This window comes from Thalassospira sp. UBA848, assembly GCF_002295455.1.
Lineage (GTDB): Bacteria > Pseudomonadota > Alphaproteobacteria > Rhodospirillales > Thalassospiraceae > Thalassospira.
In genome coordinates, this window is record NZ_DBGS01000131.1 from 42,858 (window position 1) to 55,870 (window position 13,013).

The window sequence follows — 13,013 nt, forward strand, 5'->3', positions numbered from 1 at the left end:
TTTTTGCTCGGATCAGGACGCAGATGCCGCATCGGCATTGCGATTGTTGCGCCATTTCTTCCATTCGCGGCGAATGGTCAGGATGACGAACAGAACGGTCAGGGCAAAGAAGCCCCAGGAAATCCATGACTGGAAGAAGACACCAAGATCACCGCGCGAAATGGCAAGCGACCGGCGCATATTGTCTTCAAACATCGGGCCAAGGATAAAGGCGATCAGGAACGGGGCTGCCGGGATGTTGAGCAACATCATGGCAAAGCCGACCACACCCATCACCAGAAGGACTGTGACATCAAACGGGCTGGCCCCGATGGAATAGATGCCATAAACGCACAGGATCAGAATGCAGGGCAAAAGCAGCGTCTGGGGAATGCGCGAAATCTTGGTAAAGGCACCGGCTGTTGCCTTGCCTGCGATAAACAGGAAGACAGAGCTAAACAGGATGCCGATAAACAGCGCATAGACATCGCCCAGATTGTTCTGGAACAGAAGCGGTCCCGGTGTCAGGCCGTGGATCATAAAGGCACCGAGCATCACACCGGTAATCACATCCCCCGGCACGCCAAGGGCCAGAAGCGGGATCATGGTGGCACCACAAGACCCGTTATTGGCGGACTCGGATGCGGCAATGCCTTCAAGCTCACCCTCGCCGAACTTGTCACCGTTTTTCGACGTCCGGCGCGCTTCGCTATAGGAAAAGAAGGCGGCTGTCGACGGGCCAATGCCGGGGATCGCACCAAGGATCACGCCAATGATTGATCCGCGGAAAATCGATTTGATCGACCCGCGAAACTCCGCAAGGGTCAGGCGGTTATCGCCAAGCTTCATCGCATCGTTGTTTTCTTCCGGGCGGAAGACAACCATCTTGATCAGTTCCGGCAGGGCAAACAGACCGATCAGAACCGGCACCATGCCAAGACCCGATTTCATGTCTTCGGAAAGCGCGAACCGATAAGATCCGTAAATATCCTCGCCCACGGTCGCCAGAAGCAGGCCAAGACAGGCCGAAATGATCCCCAGAACCAGCGAACGGCCCGAAATACTTGCCACGATGGTCAATGAAAACGCCATCAGCATGAAGAATTCCGGCGGTCCGACCCGCAGCGCAAAGGTCGCCAGCGGAATGGCCAGGAAGAACAGCGAAATGTTCGAAATAAAGTCACCGATACAGCTTGATACCAGCGCGATATTCAGGGCCTTGCCACCCTTGCCGGCACGCGCCAGCGGATAACCGTCCAGCACCGTGCACGCGGCCGATGCCGTCCCCGGTGTCTTGATCAGAATGGCCGAAATCGACCCGCCATAGGTTGACCCTTTATACAGCGCCACCAAAAGCAAAATGCTGGTGACCGGCGGCAGGTAAAACGTAAAGGGCAGTGCCAGCGTCACGGCCATTGTTCCGGTCATGCCCGGAATGGCACCGATGATCACCCCGGCCCAGATCCCGGCAAACATCGCCAGAAAATTCGGAAGGGTCGCGACCGCCTCAAAGGCGTAAAGCAATTCATTCCACATAACGTTCGGGGCTCTCGGTTAAAGTGTTACGAGGTCAGAAAGGCTGAAAGACAACAGCTTGCCTTCGGGGAAGGGCGTGTGCGTGACCTTGGTAAACAGCAGATACAGCAAGACCGGGAAGATGATCGAAAGGCCGATCATCCAGAATTTGCGTTCGAAATTGCCCGTCATGATGAACAGCACGCCAAGCAACAACACCGTTGCCGGAACAAAACCGATCAGGGGCATGCCATAGACAAAGGCGGCAAACACGATCAAGACGCCAACAAAGCGCTGAATGTGGGTCTTGTTGCCAAGCACGCGACTGCCAAGGCCTTCGACCTGATTGCGGCTGGCTTCGCGCATCTTGGGAAAGGCAAGAACAAGGGCAAGAACCCCCATCACCAGCCCGATCACCGCGACCACGCGCGGCCACATGTCAGGTGGCGGGGCAAAGCCCGGAATGAAAGACGGAACCTTCACATAGATCGGAATCAGAACGAACAGGATGACGGCAAAGAACACCGTGGCCACCAGTCCGGCATAGAAATCGCGATTTTGGTTCATGGTTCCGTCTCGCATCAAAAGTCTGAATTAAACGACGTTGGTAGGGTCGGGACCCTATCGCTTACTGGATGTAGCCAAACTTCTTGGCCATGCCGTTATAGAGCTCGTACTGGCTCTTGACGAAGGCGGCCGGGTCCTGATCACCAATGATCGAGGTCGAGCCACGCTTGGCGGCAAGGTCAAGCCACTGTTCGTCGGTTGCAACCTGACCCAGGATCTCGGTCCATTTCGCAACGACGTTTTCCGGAAGACCCTTCGGAGCATACAAACCGCTCCAGCCGCCAACCTGACCAGCCTGTGCATAGCCGAGTTCCTTGGCGGTCGGGACGTCCGGCAGTGCGGCCATGCGCTTGGGCGAATAAACCATCAGCGGACGCATTTTACCGGCTTCGATGTGGGGCATCAGTGAACCGGCAGCAATGGCCAGGAAGTCAACGTGACCGCCAAGAAGGGCAGCAGCCAAAGCAGAGCCGCCTTTGTATGGCACGAGGGTGGAAGCGGTCAGCGGGTCAAGACCAACGTCAGACAGCAATGCCTGAACCGTAAAGCCGTCAATCGCGGTGGGGCCGGATGCGGCATAGGTGGTTGCACCGTTGCTGTCTTTGATTTTGGCAATCAGCTCGTCGATGTTCTGGATGTCGGAATTGGCGTTAACAGCCAAAATCATCGGGGTTGCTTCAAGCATGCCAAGGAAGGTGTAGGCATCCCAGCCAACCGGGCTGTCGGTGTAAACAGCCGGATAAAGCGCCATGCCGACACGCGACAGAAGAAGGGTATAGCCATCCGGGTCCGCTTCGGAAACAAAGCGCGCGCCATTCATGCCGCCATTGCCGGTTTTGTTGACAACAACGACCGGCTGCCCGCCGGTATACTTGTTTGCGGTCTCTGCCAGCGCACGGGCGGCCAGGTCAGATGCACCGCCAGCGCCATACGGCGCGACCAGCGTCACGGCCTTCTCGGGATAGGCATCGGCCTGGGCTGTGGAAATCATGGTTGTCGTTGCAAGGATGGCAGCAGCAATGCCGGCTGCTTTTTTGAGCTGTCGAAACATTTTCATGTCTCCCTGGATGGTGGTGGCAGGATTGCCGGAGCTCAGACGGGTTTTCACTCTGTCTTTTGTTTTTGTGCCTTCCTGCATAACCAAAGCATAACTGGTGACGCAAAAAATTAATTCCAGTATAACTAAAATACATACTGAAAGACCCGGTGCGGATGAAAGCCGAATGTCGGAGAGAGTGATTTGAACCTGCGCGAACTTGAAAGTTTCAATGCCTTTATGACCCACGGTTCTGTAACGCGTGCGGCTCAGGCGATGAACATTTCCCAGCCGATGGTCAGCCGGTTGCTGAACAATTTTGAAAAATCGGTCGGGTTTGAACTGTTTACCCGCAAACGCAATCAGCTGACCGCCACCAGCGAGGCCCAGCAGTTCCATGCAACCGTGCTGCGATCGCTGAATGCCTTTCGCGAGGTTGAAACCCAGGCGCGTGCGATTGCCAATGATCAGCTCGGCGCAATCCGGATCGCTGCCCAGCCGATCTATGTCGATACTTATCTGCTTGATGTCATTGCAAAGTTCAAACAGAACCACCCGAACGTTTCGATCAGTATTACTGATACGGGACTCGAAGGGATGCTTGACATGATTGCCACCCGGCAATGCGATCTGGGCATCGGGATTACCCTTGATCTGCAGGACCCCGATGTTGTGATCACCCCGCTTGCGCAATCGCGTGCCGTCTGTCTGATGCCGGTTGATCACAGACTGGCAAAGTTTGAAACCATCGATATCGATTTGCTGCGCGGCGAGGACTTTGTCGAGCTGTCCATCGGATCCCCCTTGCGCACCAAGATCGACTATATCTTCCAGATTGCCGGCTGGCCGCGCAAAATCGCGGTCGAGGCCCGCACGATCCGGACAATTTCGCGCCTTGTCGAACGCAATGTCGGCATTGCTGTCAGCGATCCGTTCGCTGCCCTTTTGGCCGATACCGACAAGGTGGTCGCGCGGACTTTGACGCCCTCCATCGAATGGGATGTCGCGCTGTTTACCTCGTCACGTGAACTGAGCGCGGTGGAAAAAAGCTTTCTGGCATTCCTGCGGGCCGAATTGCCAAATCTGCGGGCCAGTGGCTGTATTGTATGAGGATTTGATGTGCTGGGTTTTCGCAGCTGATCTGTGAAACATCTGTGAAACACCTGTGAAACAACGATTATTCAGAAATTTTGAATAATGCCCCGGATTATTCAATTTCCTTTATCGATTGCCAGCTTGGCGGCAAGCCCCAAAAAGATACATCCGGTCGCGATCTGAAAGGCACGGGCAATCTTCGCAGACCGTGACAGAACCTGCCCGATTTTCCCGGCAAAACTGCCCACCAGGCAATTGATAATCGTCCCGCCGATATTCAAAATCAGCCCGAAAATCAGGAACTGCAACAACACCGACCCGCGTGACGCATCGACAAACTGCGGAATAAACGCCAGCACAAAGACAATGATCTTGGGGTTCAGAAGGTTCACCACAATCCCGTCCCGCCAGGCGGCAAACGCGCCGGAACGCTTGGTTTGTGCGGGTTTCAGGCGCTGATCTGTACTTCGAAACGCACCAATCGCCAGCCACACCAGATAGGCAATCCCCGCCCAGCGCAACACATCAAGTGCCACCGGATGAGCGGCAACGAGTGCCGCCAGACCCAGTCCCGCAAGCATGGTGTGGATCAGCGCCCCCGTGGCAATCCCGAAACTTGCCGCATTGCCCGCCATCGGCCCCGATTTGATGCCCTGACCCAGACAAAACAGCATGTCATTGCCCGGCGTCATGTTCAGCGCCAGCGCGGTGGGGATGAAAATCGCAAGGGTTTCAAAAGGGATCAGCATATCGGGGCGTCTTTCCGAACGGAATGTGGGGGATGCTTATTTTACGGTTGGCGTCGGGGTGGCTGTGGCGGTGCGCAATGTCAGGTTCCCGCGCCATAGCGATGCAGGGCTGGCCCGTTTTTCTTCAGCCAGTGTTGCTGCTTTTTTGACGGGCCATACAAATCATCTACCACGGCCCAGAAGCGGGCAGAATGATTAAGCTCCTGCAAATGCGCGACTTCGTGGGCGACGACGTAATCCAGCACATCTTCGGGGGCCAGCACCAGCCGCCAGCTGAACGACAGATTGCCCGAGGACGAACAACTGCCCCAGCGCGTCCGGGTGTCCTTTAGCGAAATGCGATTGACCTTTTTACTGATCTGTTCGGCATAGGCATGCGCACGCGGGGCGATTTCAAGCTTGGCCTGCTTCTTAAGGAAATCGGTTACCCGGCGGTTGGTGTGTTCGGGCTGACCCGACACCCAGATAACACCCGCCTCGACCCAGACTCCGCGTTTGGCATCGGGCACGGCACGAATGGCGTGATCGTGGCCCAAAAACGGAATCCACGCGCCCGGCGCAAATTGCACCCGTTCGGGCAGGCGTTGCATGTGGGCGGTGACCCAGTCGCCATGCTGATGGAGCATCGAAATCGCCATCTTGCGCGAGACCCCTTTGGGCACGACGATTTCAACGCCGTCAAATGTCGGATCGATGCGCAGCTTGAGTCGCGTCGCGCGCGCACTTGGGCGCAAACGGACCGGCAGCGGGCCGATTTTGGGCAGATCGATCTCGGTTTCTTCGGTATTCTTGAGCATTCGGTGCAGATTTTTCCAAAAGCGGGGCAAAAAGTGCGATCTTTTTGTGCCTTTTTGGAGCCAAGCCCATCTTGGGTCTTGCCCCTTAGTAGTGTTTTCCTATACTCCGCGCTCAAGGTCTAGGGGCGATTTGCGACAGATGAGTTGCAGCCCCGACAGGACGCAGGCGTTTGGTGCCGCGCCCTGCATTACATCGGAAGAAGAAAGGCGTCACTCCCATGAGCGATCAGGTCAAAAAGGTCGTCCTTGCCTATTCAGGCGGTCTGGATACCTCCATCATCCTGAAATGGCTTCGCGAACAGTATAACTGCGAAGTCGTGACCTTCACCGCCGACCTCGGCCAGGGCGAAGAGCTTGAGCCGGCCCGCAAAAAGGCAGAGATGTTCGGCGTCAAACAGATCTTTATCGAAGATCTGCGTGAAGAATTTGTCCGCGACTATGTCTTCCCGATGTTCCGCGCCAATGCACTGTATGAAGGTGTTTACCTGCTCGGTACCTCGATCGCGCGTCCGCTGATCGCCAAGCGCCAGATCGAGATTGCCAAGGAAGTCGGCGCCGATGCGGTATCCCATGGTGCCACCGGCAAGGGCAACGATCAGGTCCGTTTCGAGCTCGGCTATTATGGCCTGAAGCCGGATGTGAAGGTTATCGCACCGTGGCGTGAATGGGATCTGAATTCGCGTACAGCACTTCTGGACTTTGCCCAGAAGCACCAGATTCCGATTTCGGCCGACAAGGCCGGTGGCGATGAGCCGCCCTATTCGACCGATGCCAACCTTCTGCACATTTCCTATGAAGGCAAGGCGCTGGAAGACCCGTGGGTCAAGCCGGACGAAAACATGTTTGTCCGCACCGTTTCCCCGCAGAACGCACCTGATGCGATCACCACCATCGAAATCGAATTCGAAAAAGGTGACCCGGTTGCGATCAACGGCGAACGCATGAGCCCGGCCACCTTGCTGACCAAGCTTAATGAGCTGGCAGGCAAGAACGGTATCGGTCGTCTGGATCTGGTTGAAAACCGCTATGTCGGCATGAAATCGCGCGGCGTTTACGAAACCCCGGGCGGCACCATCCTTTTGACTGCGCACCGCGCAATGGAAAGCATCACGCTTGATCGTAATGCCGGTCACCTGAAGGACGAGCTGATGCCGCGCTATGCGGAGATGATCTATAACGGTTACTGGTGGTCGCCGGAACGTCAGGCCCTGCAGCGCCTGATCGACGATACCCAGCGTTCGGTGAACGGCACGGTTCGCCTTGATCTTTACAAAGGCAATGTCACGGTTACAGGCCGTAAATCGCCGAACTCGATCTATTCGGAAGAACACGTCACGTTCGAAGCCGACACGGTCTATGACCAGCATGACGCAGAAGGCTTTATCAAGCTGAACGCACTGCGTCTGCGCCTTGGCTATGGCAATGACGATCTGAAGTAATCACGCATCTACTGTGATGGATCGCGAACGAGGGGCGATTTCGCCCCTCGTTTTCGTTTCCAAGCCCGGCTATAACCGGGCGCATAACTTGTTCAGACAACTATATCGGTCATGCAGCGCTATAAATGCACCGTCGAATATGATGGCCGCCCCTATCACGGCTGGCAGTACCAGGACGAAGTGATTTCGGTTCAGAAGGTCTTTGAGACCGCAATCGAAAAATTCGTCGGGACGTTCGTGCGCGTCTATGTGTCGGGCCGGACCGATGCCGGGGTGCATGCGCTGGGGCAGGTGGTGCATTTCGACCTGCCGAAATATTACCCGGCGGACGCGGTGATGAATGCGATCAACCATCACCTGAAACCCGATCCGGTGGCGATCAAGGAATGCGAGGAAGTCACTGAGGACTTCCATGCACGCTTTTCATCAAAGAAACGCTACTACATGTATCGCATCATCAACCGTCGCGCCCCGCTGACGTTCGAGGCCGGGCTTGCGTGGGGAATCTATAAGCCGCTTGATGTTGATGCCATGAATGAAGCGGCCCAGCACCTGATTGGCACGTTTGACTTCACAAGCTTCCGGGCCAGTGAATGTCAGGCCAAAAGTCCGATCAAGACGCTGGAAAAACTTGAAGTCACGCGCGGTATCGAAAACCCGCTTGAAATCCGGGTCCATACCGAAAGCCGGTCCTTCCTGCATCATCAGGTGCGCAACATGGTTGGCACGCTGGTACTGGTCGGAAAGGGCAACTGGAAGCCGATTGACGTTAAATATGCGCTTGAGGCCTGCGACCGTGCCGCTGGTGGCCCGACGGCCCCGGCGGACGGGCTTTATTTCGTCAAGGTCGATTACTGATCCCCAGAGCAAATTCCGTTTAGATCGAAGCGCCGATTATTCCGCGTCCTCGGCCTTGGCAAGGGCGGTGGTAACCTTGCCCAGCGCATCAAGAAACACCCGCTGTTCCAGACTGTTTAACCCGGAAAGTGCGGTTTCGTTGACCTGATTGACCATGGCCTGAATGTCTGCGGCGTTTGTCCGCGCCTGATCGCTGAGCCGGATATGGGTAACACGGCGATCATCAGAGTCCTTTTCGCGGGTGATCAGCCCGTCACGTTCCATCCGGTTCAAGGTCGCGGCCATGGTGGGTTGTTCGATGCTGGCATCGCGGGCCAACTGCTTTTGCGTACGCGCACTGCCATCGGCAAGGGCGAAAAACACCGGCAGATAGCCGCTGCTTAGTCCAAGCGGTTTGAGTTTCTGATCAATGGCGCGCGCAAACAGGCGGGCGGCCCAGTTGGTCATGTATCCAGCGGATTGGCGGCGATCAAGGGGCATGGCAACTTCTCGACGGTATAAATACATAGCTTGCTATATAATACATAGCGTGCTATTTAATTTGTGTACTGTACGCAATGACCCAACGGTTCGCGAGTGTTTTGTTCAGGCAACCGGTCGCGTTTTCTCGGTCACGTATGGTGACGAAATCGTGTGTGGCGCCACATCGTATCAACCTGTCTGGAAAGTGAGATTACGATGTCCACATTCAATCGTTTATTGCTGCGCCGCCTGCATCGTGTTGCGGGCATGGCAGCCCTTGGTTTTATTGCCAGCTTCTGGCTGGCGACGGTTATTGTTGAACTGCGCGGAAACATTGGCGAAATCACGCTGGTGAAGACGGCCATTGCGTGGGGATTGATCGGATTGATCCCTGTACTAACCGCAACGGGCGGGTCGGGTTTTGCCCTGTCGGGCGGGACGCCAAGCGGGATTCTCAAGACCAAGCTTCGCCGGATGCAGGTGATTGCGGCCAATGGCATACTGGTGCTCGCACCTTCGGCGATTACACTGGCCATACTTGCGCAGCAGGGCCGTTTTGACGGCCTTTTTGTCGGCGTTCAGATTCTTGAGCTGCTGGCAGGTCTGATCAATATCTGCCTGATCGGATTAAATATCCGGGATGGATTGGCTTTGGCGAGATCGACGTAAAAAGGGGTGGGACATGTCCCACCCCTTTTGCCTGAATTCAGCACCAGTTTGCGTTACGCGAAGCCAAAGAACTCGAACAGTTCGGACTCATCAGGCAACTGCACCTTCTCGATGTCGGGGAATTCCTGACGCCAGATTTCCTTGGTGCCGTAATTGCGGTCATAAGCCGAATCCTTGCCCGCCTGTACGCGTGATGTGCTTTTCCTGCGGATCAGTACAAAGGGCATTGTCGCCTAGCCGAATATCCAGTGCCACAGGAACGGAATGGTCAATGCCGTGGCCAGGGTGTTGAGCCCCATGGCAAGGCCGGAAAAGGCCCCGGCGGTTTCATTGACCTGAAAGGCACGTGCGGTGCCGATGCCATGCGATGCCACGCCCATGGCAAAGCCGCGTGCCCGCCAGTCCTTGAGGCGCGCCATATTCATCACCATCGGGCCAAGTGTGGCCCCTACAATGCCGGTGGCGATCACGCAAACCGCGGTCAGGGCCGGAACGCCGCCGATATTTTCAGCAATGCCCATCGCAACCGGTGTCGTGACCGATTTCGGGGCAAGGGAGGCCAGCGTTTCAGGGCTTGCGCCCAATGCCCAGGCCAGAATGACCGTGCTGGCACTGGCAACCAGCGATCCGAACAGAACGCCAAAGGCGATGACGGGCAGCGCGCGTTTAAGCGTTTCGGTCTGGCGAAACAGGGGTACGGCAAGGGCCACGGTCGCCGGACCCAACAGGAAGTGAACGAACTGCGCACCTTCGAAATAGGTGGCATAGGGCGTGCCGGTGGCTTTCAGCAACAGGGCAATCAGGGCAATGGCAATGACCACCGGATTGCAGATCGGGTTACGGTCGCTTTTCTGATAAAGCCAAAAGCCGATCGCATAGGCGACAAGCGTGATGGTCAGCCCGGTCAGCGGTTTGGCGGACAGGTAAACCCAAAGCTGGGTGATATCAGTCTCGTTCATTGCCCGTCCTCCAGACTTTCGCCCGGTTTGGCCTTGGGCAGCAGTTTCGACATCAAAAGCGCGGTCAGCACCATGGCCAGCAGGGTGGAGATGATCAGGGCGGCCGCAATCGGCAGCCAGTCACCTTTAAGGCGATCAATCTGGGTGACAACCCCGACACCGGCCGGAACGAACAGCAACGAGAAATGAATCAAAAGATTGTCGGCCGCATCTGTCAGCACCTTGGGCGGCTTGCGTTTGATCAGAAGACCAACAAACAGCAACACCAGACCAATGACCGGTCCGGGCACCGGCAGATCAAAAAGTTCCGAGACCACCTCGCCAAAGAGCTGGCAAACGAGGATCAGGGCAAAAGCAGCAATCACGGGCGACCTCCCCACAGGTACATGCATGTTTTTCTGCGCATGACATAATACGTCCGGGGGTGTTCTACTTTTATTAATTACGCAAAACGCCCGTGCCAGGTTGGCACAGGCGTTTGAAAATTTACTCTGTTCTGGATTTTAGCGACGCTTTTGTTCGCTGGAGGGTAGCCGATGGTTGACGTCGAGACACTGGACGACTGGTTAAAAAAGTTGCGCACGCAGTGGGACTGGGTGGCCGGATGTAGTGAGTTTGCATTGGTATGGGACAGTGAAGAGTTTCAGTATTGGTTCGAGAAACAATCACAGCCTGCTAGAGCTTCACTAAAGCTGATTGTTAAGTCAGTTGTGGGGAGTAATGCGGTTGCCGGTGTTGCGAGGCTCTTTGATAACAATGCTGGTGAAAATCGAATTTGCATTCCACGGATGATGCATTGTCTTGAAGAACCCGAGTTGGCGTCTGATTTTTGCAGGGCAGATAATGGACAGCTTCAGCTGACGCGGGCGAGAGATGTATGGGAAAGCCTAAAGGACACAAACTCTCACCGTTCACTTAAAGCAAACAACCAAACAAAAATCCTTAAGGCATTTCGCGACTATCGAAATGCAAGACAGGCGCATTTACTCGATTTCGAGCCAGAGGGGGTCTTTTATACAGATTTATGGCACTTAGCCGACAAGGCGGGCGAAATTATCGAGTTGCTTGGAGCTGCATCCGGAACATACACCGTCAGTGCTTCAGCCACAAAAAAGGTCTGGAGAGATAGGCATCAGAGCCTGTTTGAAGCTTGGCAAACTTAGCCAAGCCTCGGTTGTTAGGCATGATTGTAAAATAGCATGCGTATGTCCTAGAGGATTTCCAGAACATTTTCCGGCGGACGGCCGAGAACGGCCTTGTCACCATTGACCACAATCGGGCGTTCAAGGGCGCGCGGATGGGCACACAGGGCTTCGATCAGCTCGTCGCCGCGCAGATCGGCAATGCCTTCTTCGCGGGCCTCCTTCTTGCGCAGGATGTCTTCGGGCTTCATGCCGAGCATATCAAGAATGCCTGAAAGTTCCTGTGGGGTGGGCGGGGTGTCGAGATAGGCGATCACATCGGGCGTGATGCCCTGTTCTTCGATCAGGGCCAGGGTCTGGCGCGATTTCGAGCAGCGCGGATTGTGGTAGATGCGGACCATCATGGGTGGGCTCTCCGTATCAGCGGGTGTCTGGGTGTTGTTTAGTGATACCCGGCTTTGGCGGGCTGATCAAATGCCGTCGATCATCGACAGCAGGTCTTCAAGTTCCTCGATCTCGCTATTGATGATGCGGGTGGCGGTGTCATAGCCAAAACCCTGTCGGGCAAGGGCTGCCATATCCTTGTCGCGTTTTTCTTCTCGGATGTCGGGGCGGCGCCACGGGCCAAGACGCCGACGACGGGCATAGGCGGCGGCGGCGGCAATGTTCGGGTCCGTGCCGCGCACTTCTTCATAAGCGGCGTCATCGGCCTCGGCCCTGAGTTCGGCCAGGGCCGCATCGACCTGATCACTGGCAATGCCACGCGATGACAGATCAGCGGCAATCACCCGAAGCGCCTTGCCCCGGCGCAGCAAGGAACGTGCGCGTCCCTTGGCATAGGCATCGTCATTGATGAATCCCGCCTTTTCGCAGGCCGAAAGCACCGAATTCATCCACGCGACGGCTTCGTCCGGGTCGGTGCCGTGTTCTGCGACCGACAGGCGAATTTTCCCGCGCATCAGCGTTTCAAGCCGGGCACGCGACGCAGCAAAGCGTTCGAGATACCAGGTGGCATAATTCATCAGATAGTCACGGGTGACCTTGCGCGGGCGTTTGGGCTCATATGACCGGGTTTTCGACTTTTTGTCTGATCGGCTTGAAAAACGCGCATTTCCGGCGGGCTTTTTTTCCGGCTCTGAGTCGCTGGTTTCCGGGCTTTGACGATGTTTGTTTCGCATGGCTGCCACTATGAATGAATTCACACCCTTGCAAGTGTGCCCCCACTCTCCCTATTTTACGCGCAATTGTCTGCATTTTTCCGAAGGAAATTCCATGAACGAGTCAGAGCAACCTGCTCTTGCCCCGCGTCATATGGGGGCTGTGAACTGGCTTGGACTTTGGACCCTTTATGCCAAAGAAGTCCGTCGGTTTTTGAATGTCTATTTGCAAACGGTTGCAGCACCAGTTGTGACCAGTCTGCTGTTTCTTGCTGTTTTCCTGCTGGCCCTTGGGCGTGCTGTTGAAACGGTGAACGGCATCGCGTTTGCCACCTTCCTCGCCCCGGGTCTGATCATGATGACCATGGTGCAGAATGCCTTTGCCAATACATCCAGCTCGATCACGATTGCAAAGGTTCAGGGCAACATCGTTGATATCCTGATGCCGCCACTGTCGCCCGGTGAAATGGTTGCCGGTTTTGCCTTTGGCGCGGTGACGCGCGGGGTGGTTGTCGGCGTTGTAACGGCGATCTTCATGTCATTCTTTGTCGATGTCGCGATTCACAACATCTGGGCGATCCTGTATTTC

The 13,013-nt window shown here is 55.7% G+C and carries 16 protein-coding genes and 1 pseudogene; 6 read left to right on the plus strand and 11 right to left on the minus strand.

Annotated elements, in window-relative coordinates; translation table 11 throughout:
* Positions 1–12: 12 nt before the first annotated feature.
* From B2R48_RS17880 to B2R48_RS17890, 3 genes are all read right to left on the minus strand, one after another.
* Positions 13–1,515, minus strand: coding sequence for a tripartite tricarboxylate transporter permease (locus B2R48_RS17880; protein WP_213475328.1), 1,503 nt, complete (start codon positions 1,513–1,515; stop codon positions 13–15).
* Between the two features lie 18 nt (positions 1,516–1,533).
* Positions 1,534–2,061, minus strand: coding sequence for a tripartite tricarboxylate transporter TctB family protein (locus tag B2R48_RS17885; RefSeq protein ID WP_062953610.1), 528 nt, complete (start codon positions 2,059–2,061; stop codon positions 1,534–1,536).
* A gap of 61 nt (positions 2,062–2,122) precedes the next feature.
* A complete protein-coding gene (locus B2R48_RS17890; RefSeq protein WP_062953704.1) occupies positions 2,123–3,112 on the minus strand; it encodes a Bug family tripartite tricarboxylate transporter substrate binding protein in 990 nt (329 codons plus the stop codon).
* A 189-nt stretch (positions 3,113–3,301) separates the two neighbouring features.
* On the opposite strand from B2R48_RS17890, the gene B2R48_RS17895 reads away from it, so the two are divergent.
* Positions 3,302–4,207, plus strand: a complete 906-nt coding sequence (locus B2R48_RS17895; RefSeq protein ID WP_062953611.1) for a LysR family transcriptional regulator — start codon at positions 3,302–3,304, stop codon at positions 4,205–4,207.
* A gap of 101 nt (positions 4,208–4,308) precedes the next feature.
* Here B2R48_RS17895 and B2R48_RS17900 read toward each other — a convergent pair whose 3' ends face one another.
* Positions 4,309–4,941: a LysE family translocator gene (locus tag B2R48_RS17900; protein ID WP_297003177.1), complete on the minus strand. Its 633-nt coding sequence runs from the start codon at positions 4,939–4,941 to the stop codon at positions 4,309–4,311.
* 80 nt (positions 4,942–5,021) lie between these two features.
* On the minus strand, positions 5,022–5,738 hold the full coding sequence (locus B2R48_RS17905; protein ID WP_297003179.1) for a M48 family metallopeptidase: 717 nt from the start codon (positions 5,736–5,738) through the stop codon (positions 5,022–5,024).
* Between the two features lie 218 nt (positions 5,739–5,956).
* On the opposite strand from B2R48_RS17905, the gene B2R48_RS17910 reads away from it, so the two are divergent.
* Both B2R48_RS17910 and truA read left to right on the plus strand, forming a co-directional pair.
* A complete protein-coding gene (locus tag B2R48_RS17910; protein ID WP_062953614.1) occupies positions 5,957–7,177 on the plus strand; it encodes an argininosuccinate synthase in 1,221 nt (406 codons plus the stop codon).
* Between the two features lie 111 nt (positions 7,178–7,288).
* Positions 7,289–8,035: a tRNA pseudouridine(38-40) synthase TruA gene (gene truA, locus B2R48_RS17915; protein ID WP_297003183.1), complete on the plus strand. Its 747-nt coding sequence runs from the start codon at positions 7,289–7,291 to the stop codon at positions 8,033–8,035.
* A gap of 36 nt (positions 8,036–8,071) precedes the next feature.
* Here truA and B2R48_RS17920 read toward each other — a convergent pair whose 3' ends face one another.
* On the minus strand, positions 8,072–8,515 hold the full coding sequence (locus B2R48_RS17920; protein ID WP_297003185.1) for a MarR family winged helix-turn-helix transcriptional regulator: 444 nt from the start codon (positions 8,513–8,515) through the stop codon (positions 8,072–8,074).
* Positions 8,516–8,713: 198 nt separating this feature from the next.
* Here B2R48_RS17920 and B2R48_RS17925 point away from each other — a divergent pair, with 198 nt between their 5' ends.
* Entirely contained in the window at positions 8,714–9,166 is a 453-nt protein-coding gene (locus tag B2R48_RS17925; RefSeq protein WP_297003187.1) for a hypothetical protein, read from the plus strand.
* Positions 9,167–9,219: 53 nt separating this feature from the next.
* On the opposite strand, the gene B2R48_RS17930 is transcribed toward B2R48_RS17925, so the two are convergent.
* The 3 genes from B2R48_RS17930 to B2R48_RS17940 are packed head-to-tail and all read right to left on the minus strand — an operon-like array spanning position 9,220 to position 10,490.
* Complete coding sequence (locus tag B2R48_RS17930; RefSeq protein WP_297003189.1) at positions 9,220–9,393, minus strand: hypothetical protein; 174 nt, start codon at positions 9,391–9,393, stop codon at positions 9,220–9,222.
* Between the two features lie 6 nt (positions 9,394–9,399).
* Positions 9,400–10,125, minus strand: a complete 726-nt coding sequence (locus B2R48_RS17935) for an LrgB family protein (protein ID WP_062953618.1) — start codon at positions 10,123–10,125, stop codon at positions 9,400–9,402.
* Positions 10,122–10,490: a CidA/LrgA family protein gene (locus tag B2R48_RS17940; RefSeq protein WP_062953619.1), complete on the minus strand. Its 369-nt coding sequence runs from the start codon at positions 10,488–10,490 to the stop codon at positions 10,122–10,124. Before B2R48_RS17940 ends, B2R48_RS17935 begins: the two co-directional genes overlap by 4 nt.
* 171 nt (positions 10,491–10,661) lie before the next feature.
* Here B2R48_RS17940 and B2R48_RS17945 point away from each other — a divergent pair, with 171 nt between their 5' ends.
* Positions 10,662–11,288 (plus strand): hypothetical protein, encoded by a 627-nt coding sequence (locus tag B2R48_RS17945; RefSeq protein WP_213475344.1) that lies wholly within the window; start codon positions 10,662–10,664, stop codon positions 11,286–11,288.
* Positions 11,289–11,335: 47 nt separating this feature from the next.
* Here B2R48_RS17945 and arsC read toward each other — a convergent pair whose 3' ends face one another.
* Positions 11,336–11,671, minus strand: coding sequence for an arsenate reductase (glutaredoxin) (gene arsC / locus B2R48_RS17950; protein ID WP_297003193.1), 336 nt, complete (start codon positions 11,669–11,671; stop codon positions 11,336–11,338).
* Between the two features lie 66 nt (positions 11,672–11,737).
* A complete protein-coding gene (locus B2R48_RS17955; protein ID WP_297003196.1) occupies positions 11,738–12,445 on the minus strand; it encodes a regulatory protein RecX in 708 nt (235 codons plus the stop codon).
* A gap of 94 nt (positions 12,446–12,539) precedes the next feature.
* On the opposite strand from B2R48_RS17955, the pseudogene B2R48_RS17960 reads away from it, so the two are divergent.
* Positions 12,540–13,013: pseudogene (locus tag B2R48_RS17960) on the plus strand (ABC transporter permease); the annotation flags it as partial.

Bases quoted from the DNA above. Each gene is read 5' to 3' on its own strand.
- B2R48_RS17930 (WP_297003189.1), bottom strand. From the start codon at position 9,393: ATGCCCTTTGTACTGATCCGCAGGAAAAGCACATCACGCGTACAGGCG.
- B2R48_RS17955 (WP_297003196.1), bottom strand. From the start codon at position 12,445: ATGCGAAACAAACATCGTCAAAGCCCGGAAACCAGCGACTCAGAGCCG.
- B2R48_RS17890 (WP_062953704.1), bottom strand. From the start codon at position 3,112: ATGTTTCGACAGCTCAAAAAAGCAGCCGGCATTGCTGCTGCCATCCTT.
- B2R48_RS17900 (WP_297003177.1), bottom strand. From the start codon at position 4,941: ATGCTGATCCCTTTTGAAACCCTTGCGATTTTCATCCCCACCGCGCTG.
- B2R48_RS17885 (WP_062953610.1), bottom strand. From the start codon at position 2,061: ATGAACCAAAATCGCGATTTCTATGCCGGACTGGTGGCCACGGTGTTC.
- B2R48_RS17945 (WP_213475344.1), top strand. From the start codon at position 10,662: ATGGTTGACGTCGAGACACTGGACGACTGGTTAAAAAAGTTGCGCACG.
- B2R48_RS17925 (WP_297003187.1), top strand. From the start codon at position 8,714: ATGTCCACATTCAATCGTTTATTGCTGCGCCGCCTGCATCGTGTTGCG.
- B2R48_RS17880 (WP_213475328.1), bottom strand. From the start codon at position 1,515: ATGTGGAATGAATTGCTTTACGCCTTTGAGGCGGTCGCGACCCTTCCG.
- truA (WP_297003183.1), top strand. From the start codon at position 7,289: ATGCAGCGCTATAAATGCACCGTCGAATATGATGGCCGCCCCTATCAC.
- arsC (WP_297003193.1), bottom strand. From the start codon at position 11,671: ATGATGGTCCGCATCTACCACAATCCGCGCTGCTCGAAATCGCGCCAG.
- B2R48_RS17905 (WP_297003179.1), bottom strand. From the start codon at position 5,738: ATGCTCAAGAATACCGAAGAAACCGAGATCGATCTGCCCAAAATCGGC.
- B2R48_RS17910 (WP_062953614.1), top strand. From the start codon at position 5,957: ATGAGCGATCAGGTCAAAAAGGTCGTCCTTGCCTATTCAGGCGGTCTG.
- B2R48_RS17920 (WP_297003185.1), bottom strand. From the start codon at position 8,515: ATGCCCCTTGATCGCCGCCAATCCGCTGGATACATGACCAACTGGGCC.
- B2R48_RS17935 (WP_062953618.1), bottom strand. From the start codon at position 10,125: ATGAACGAGACTGATATCACCCAGCTTTGGGTTTACCTGTCCGCCAAA.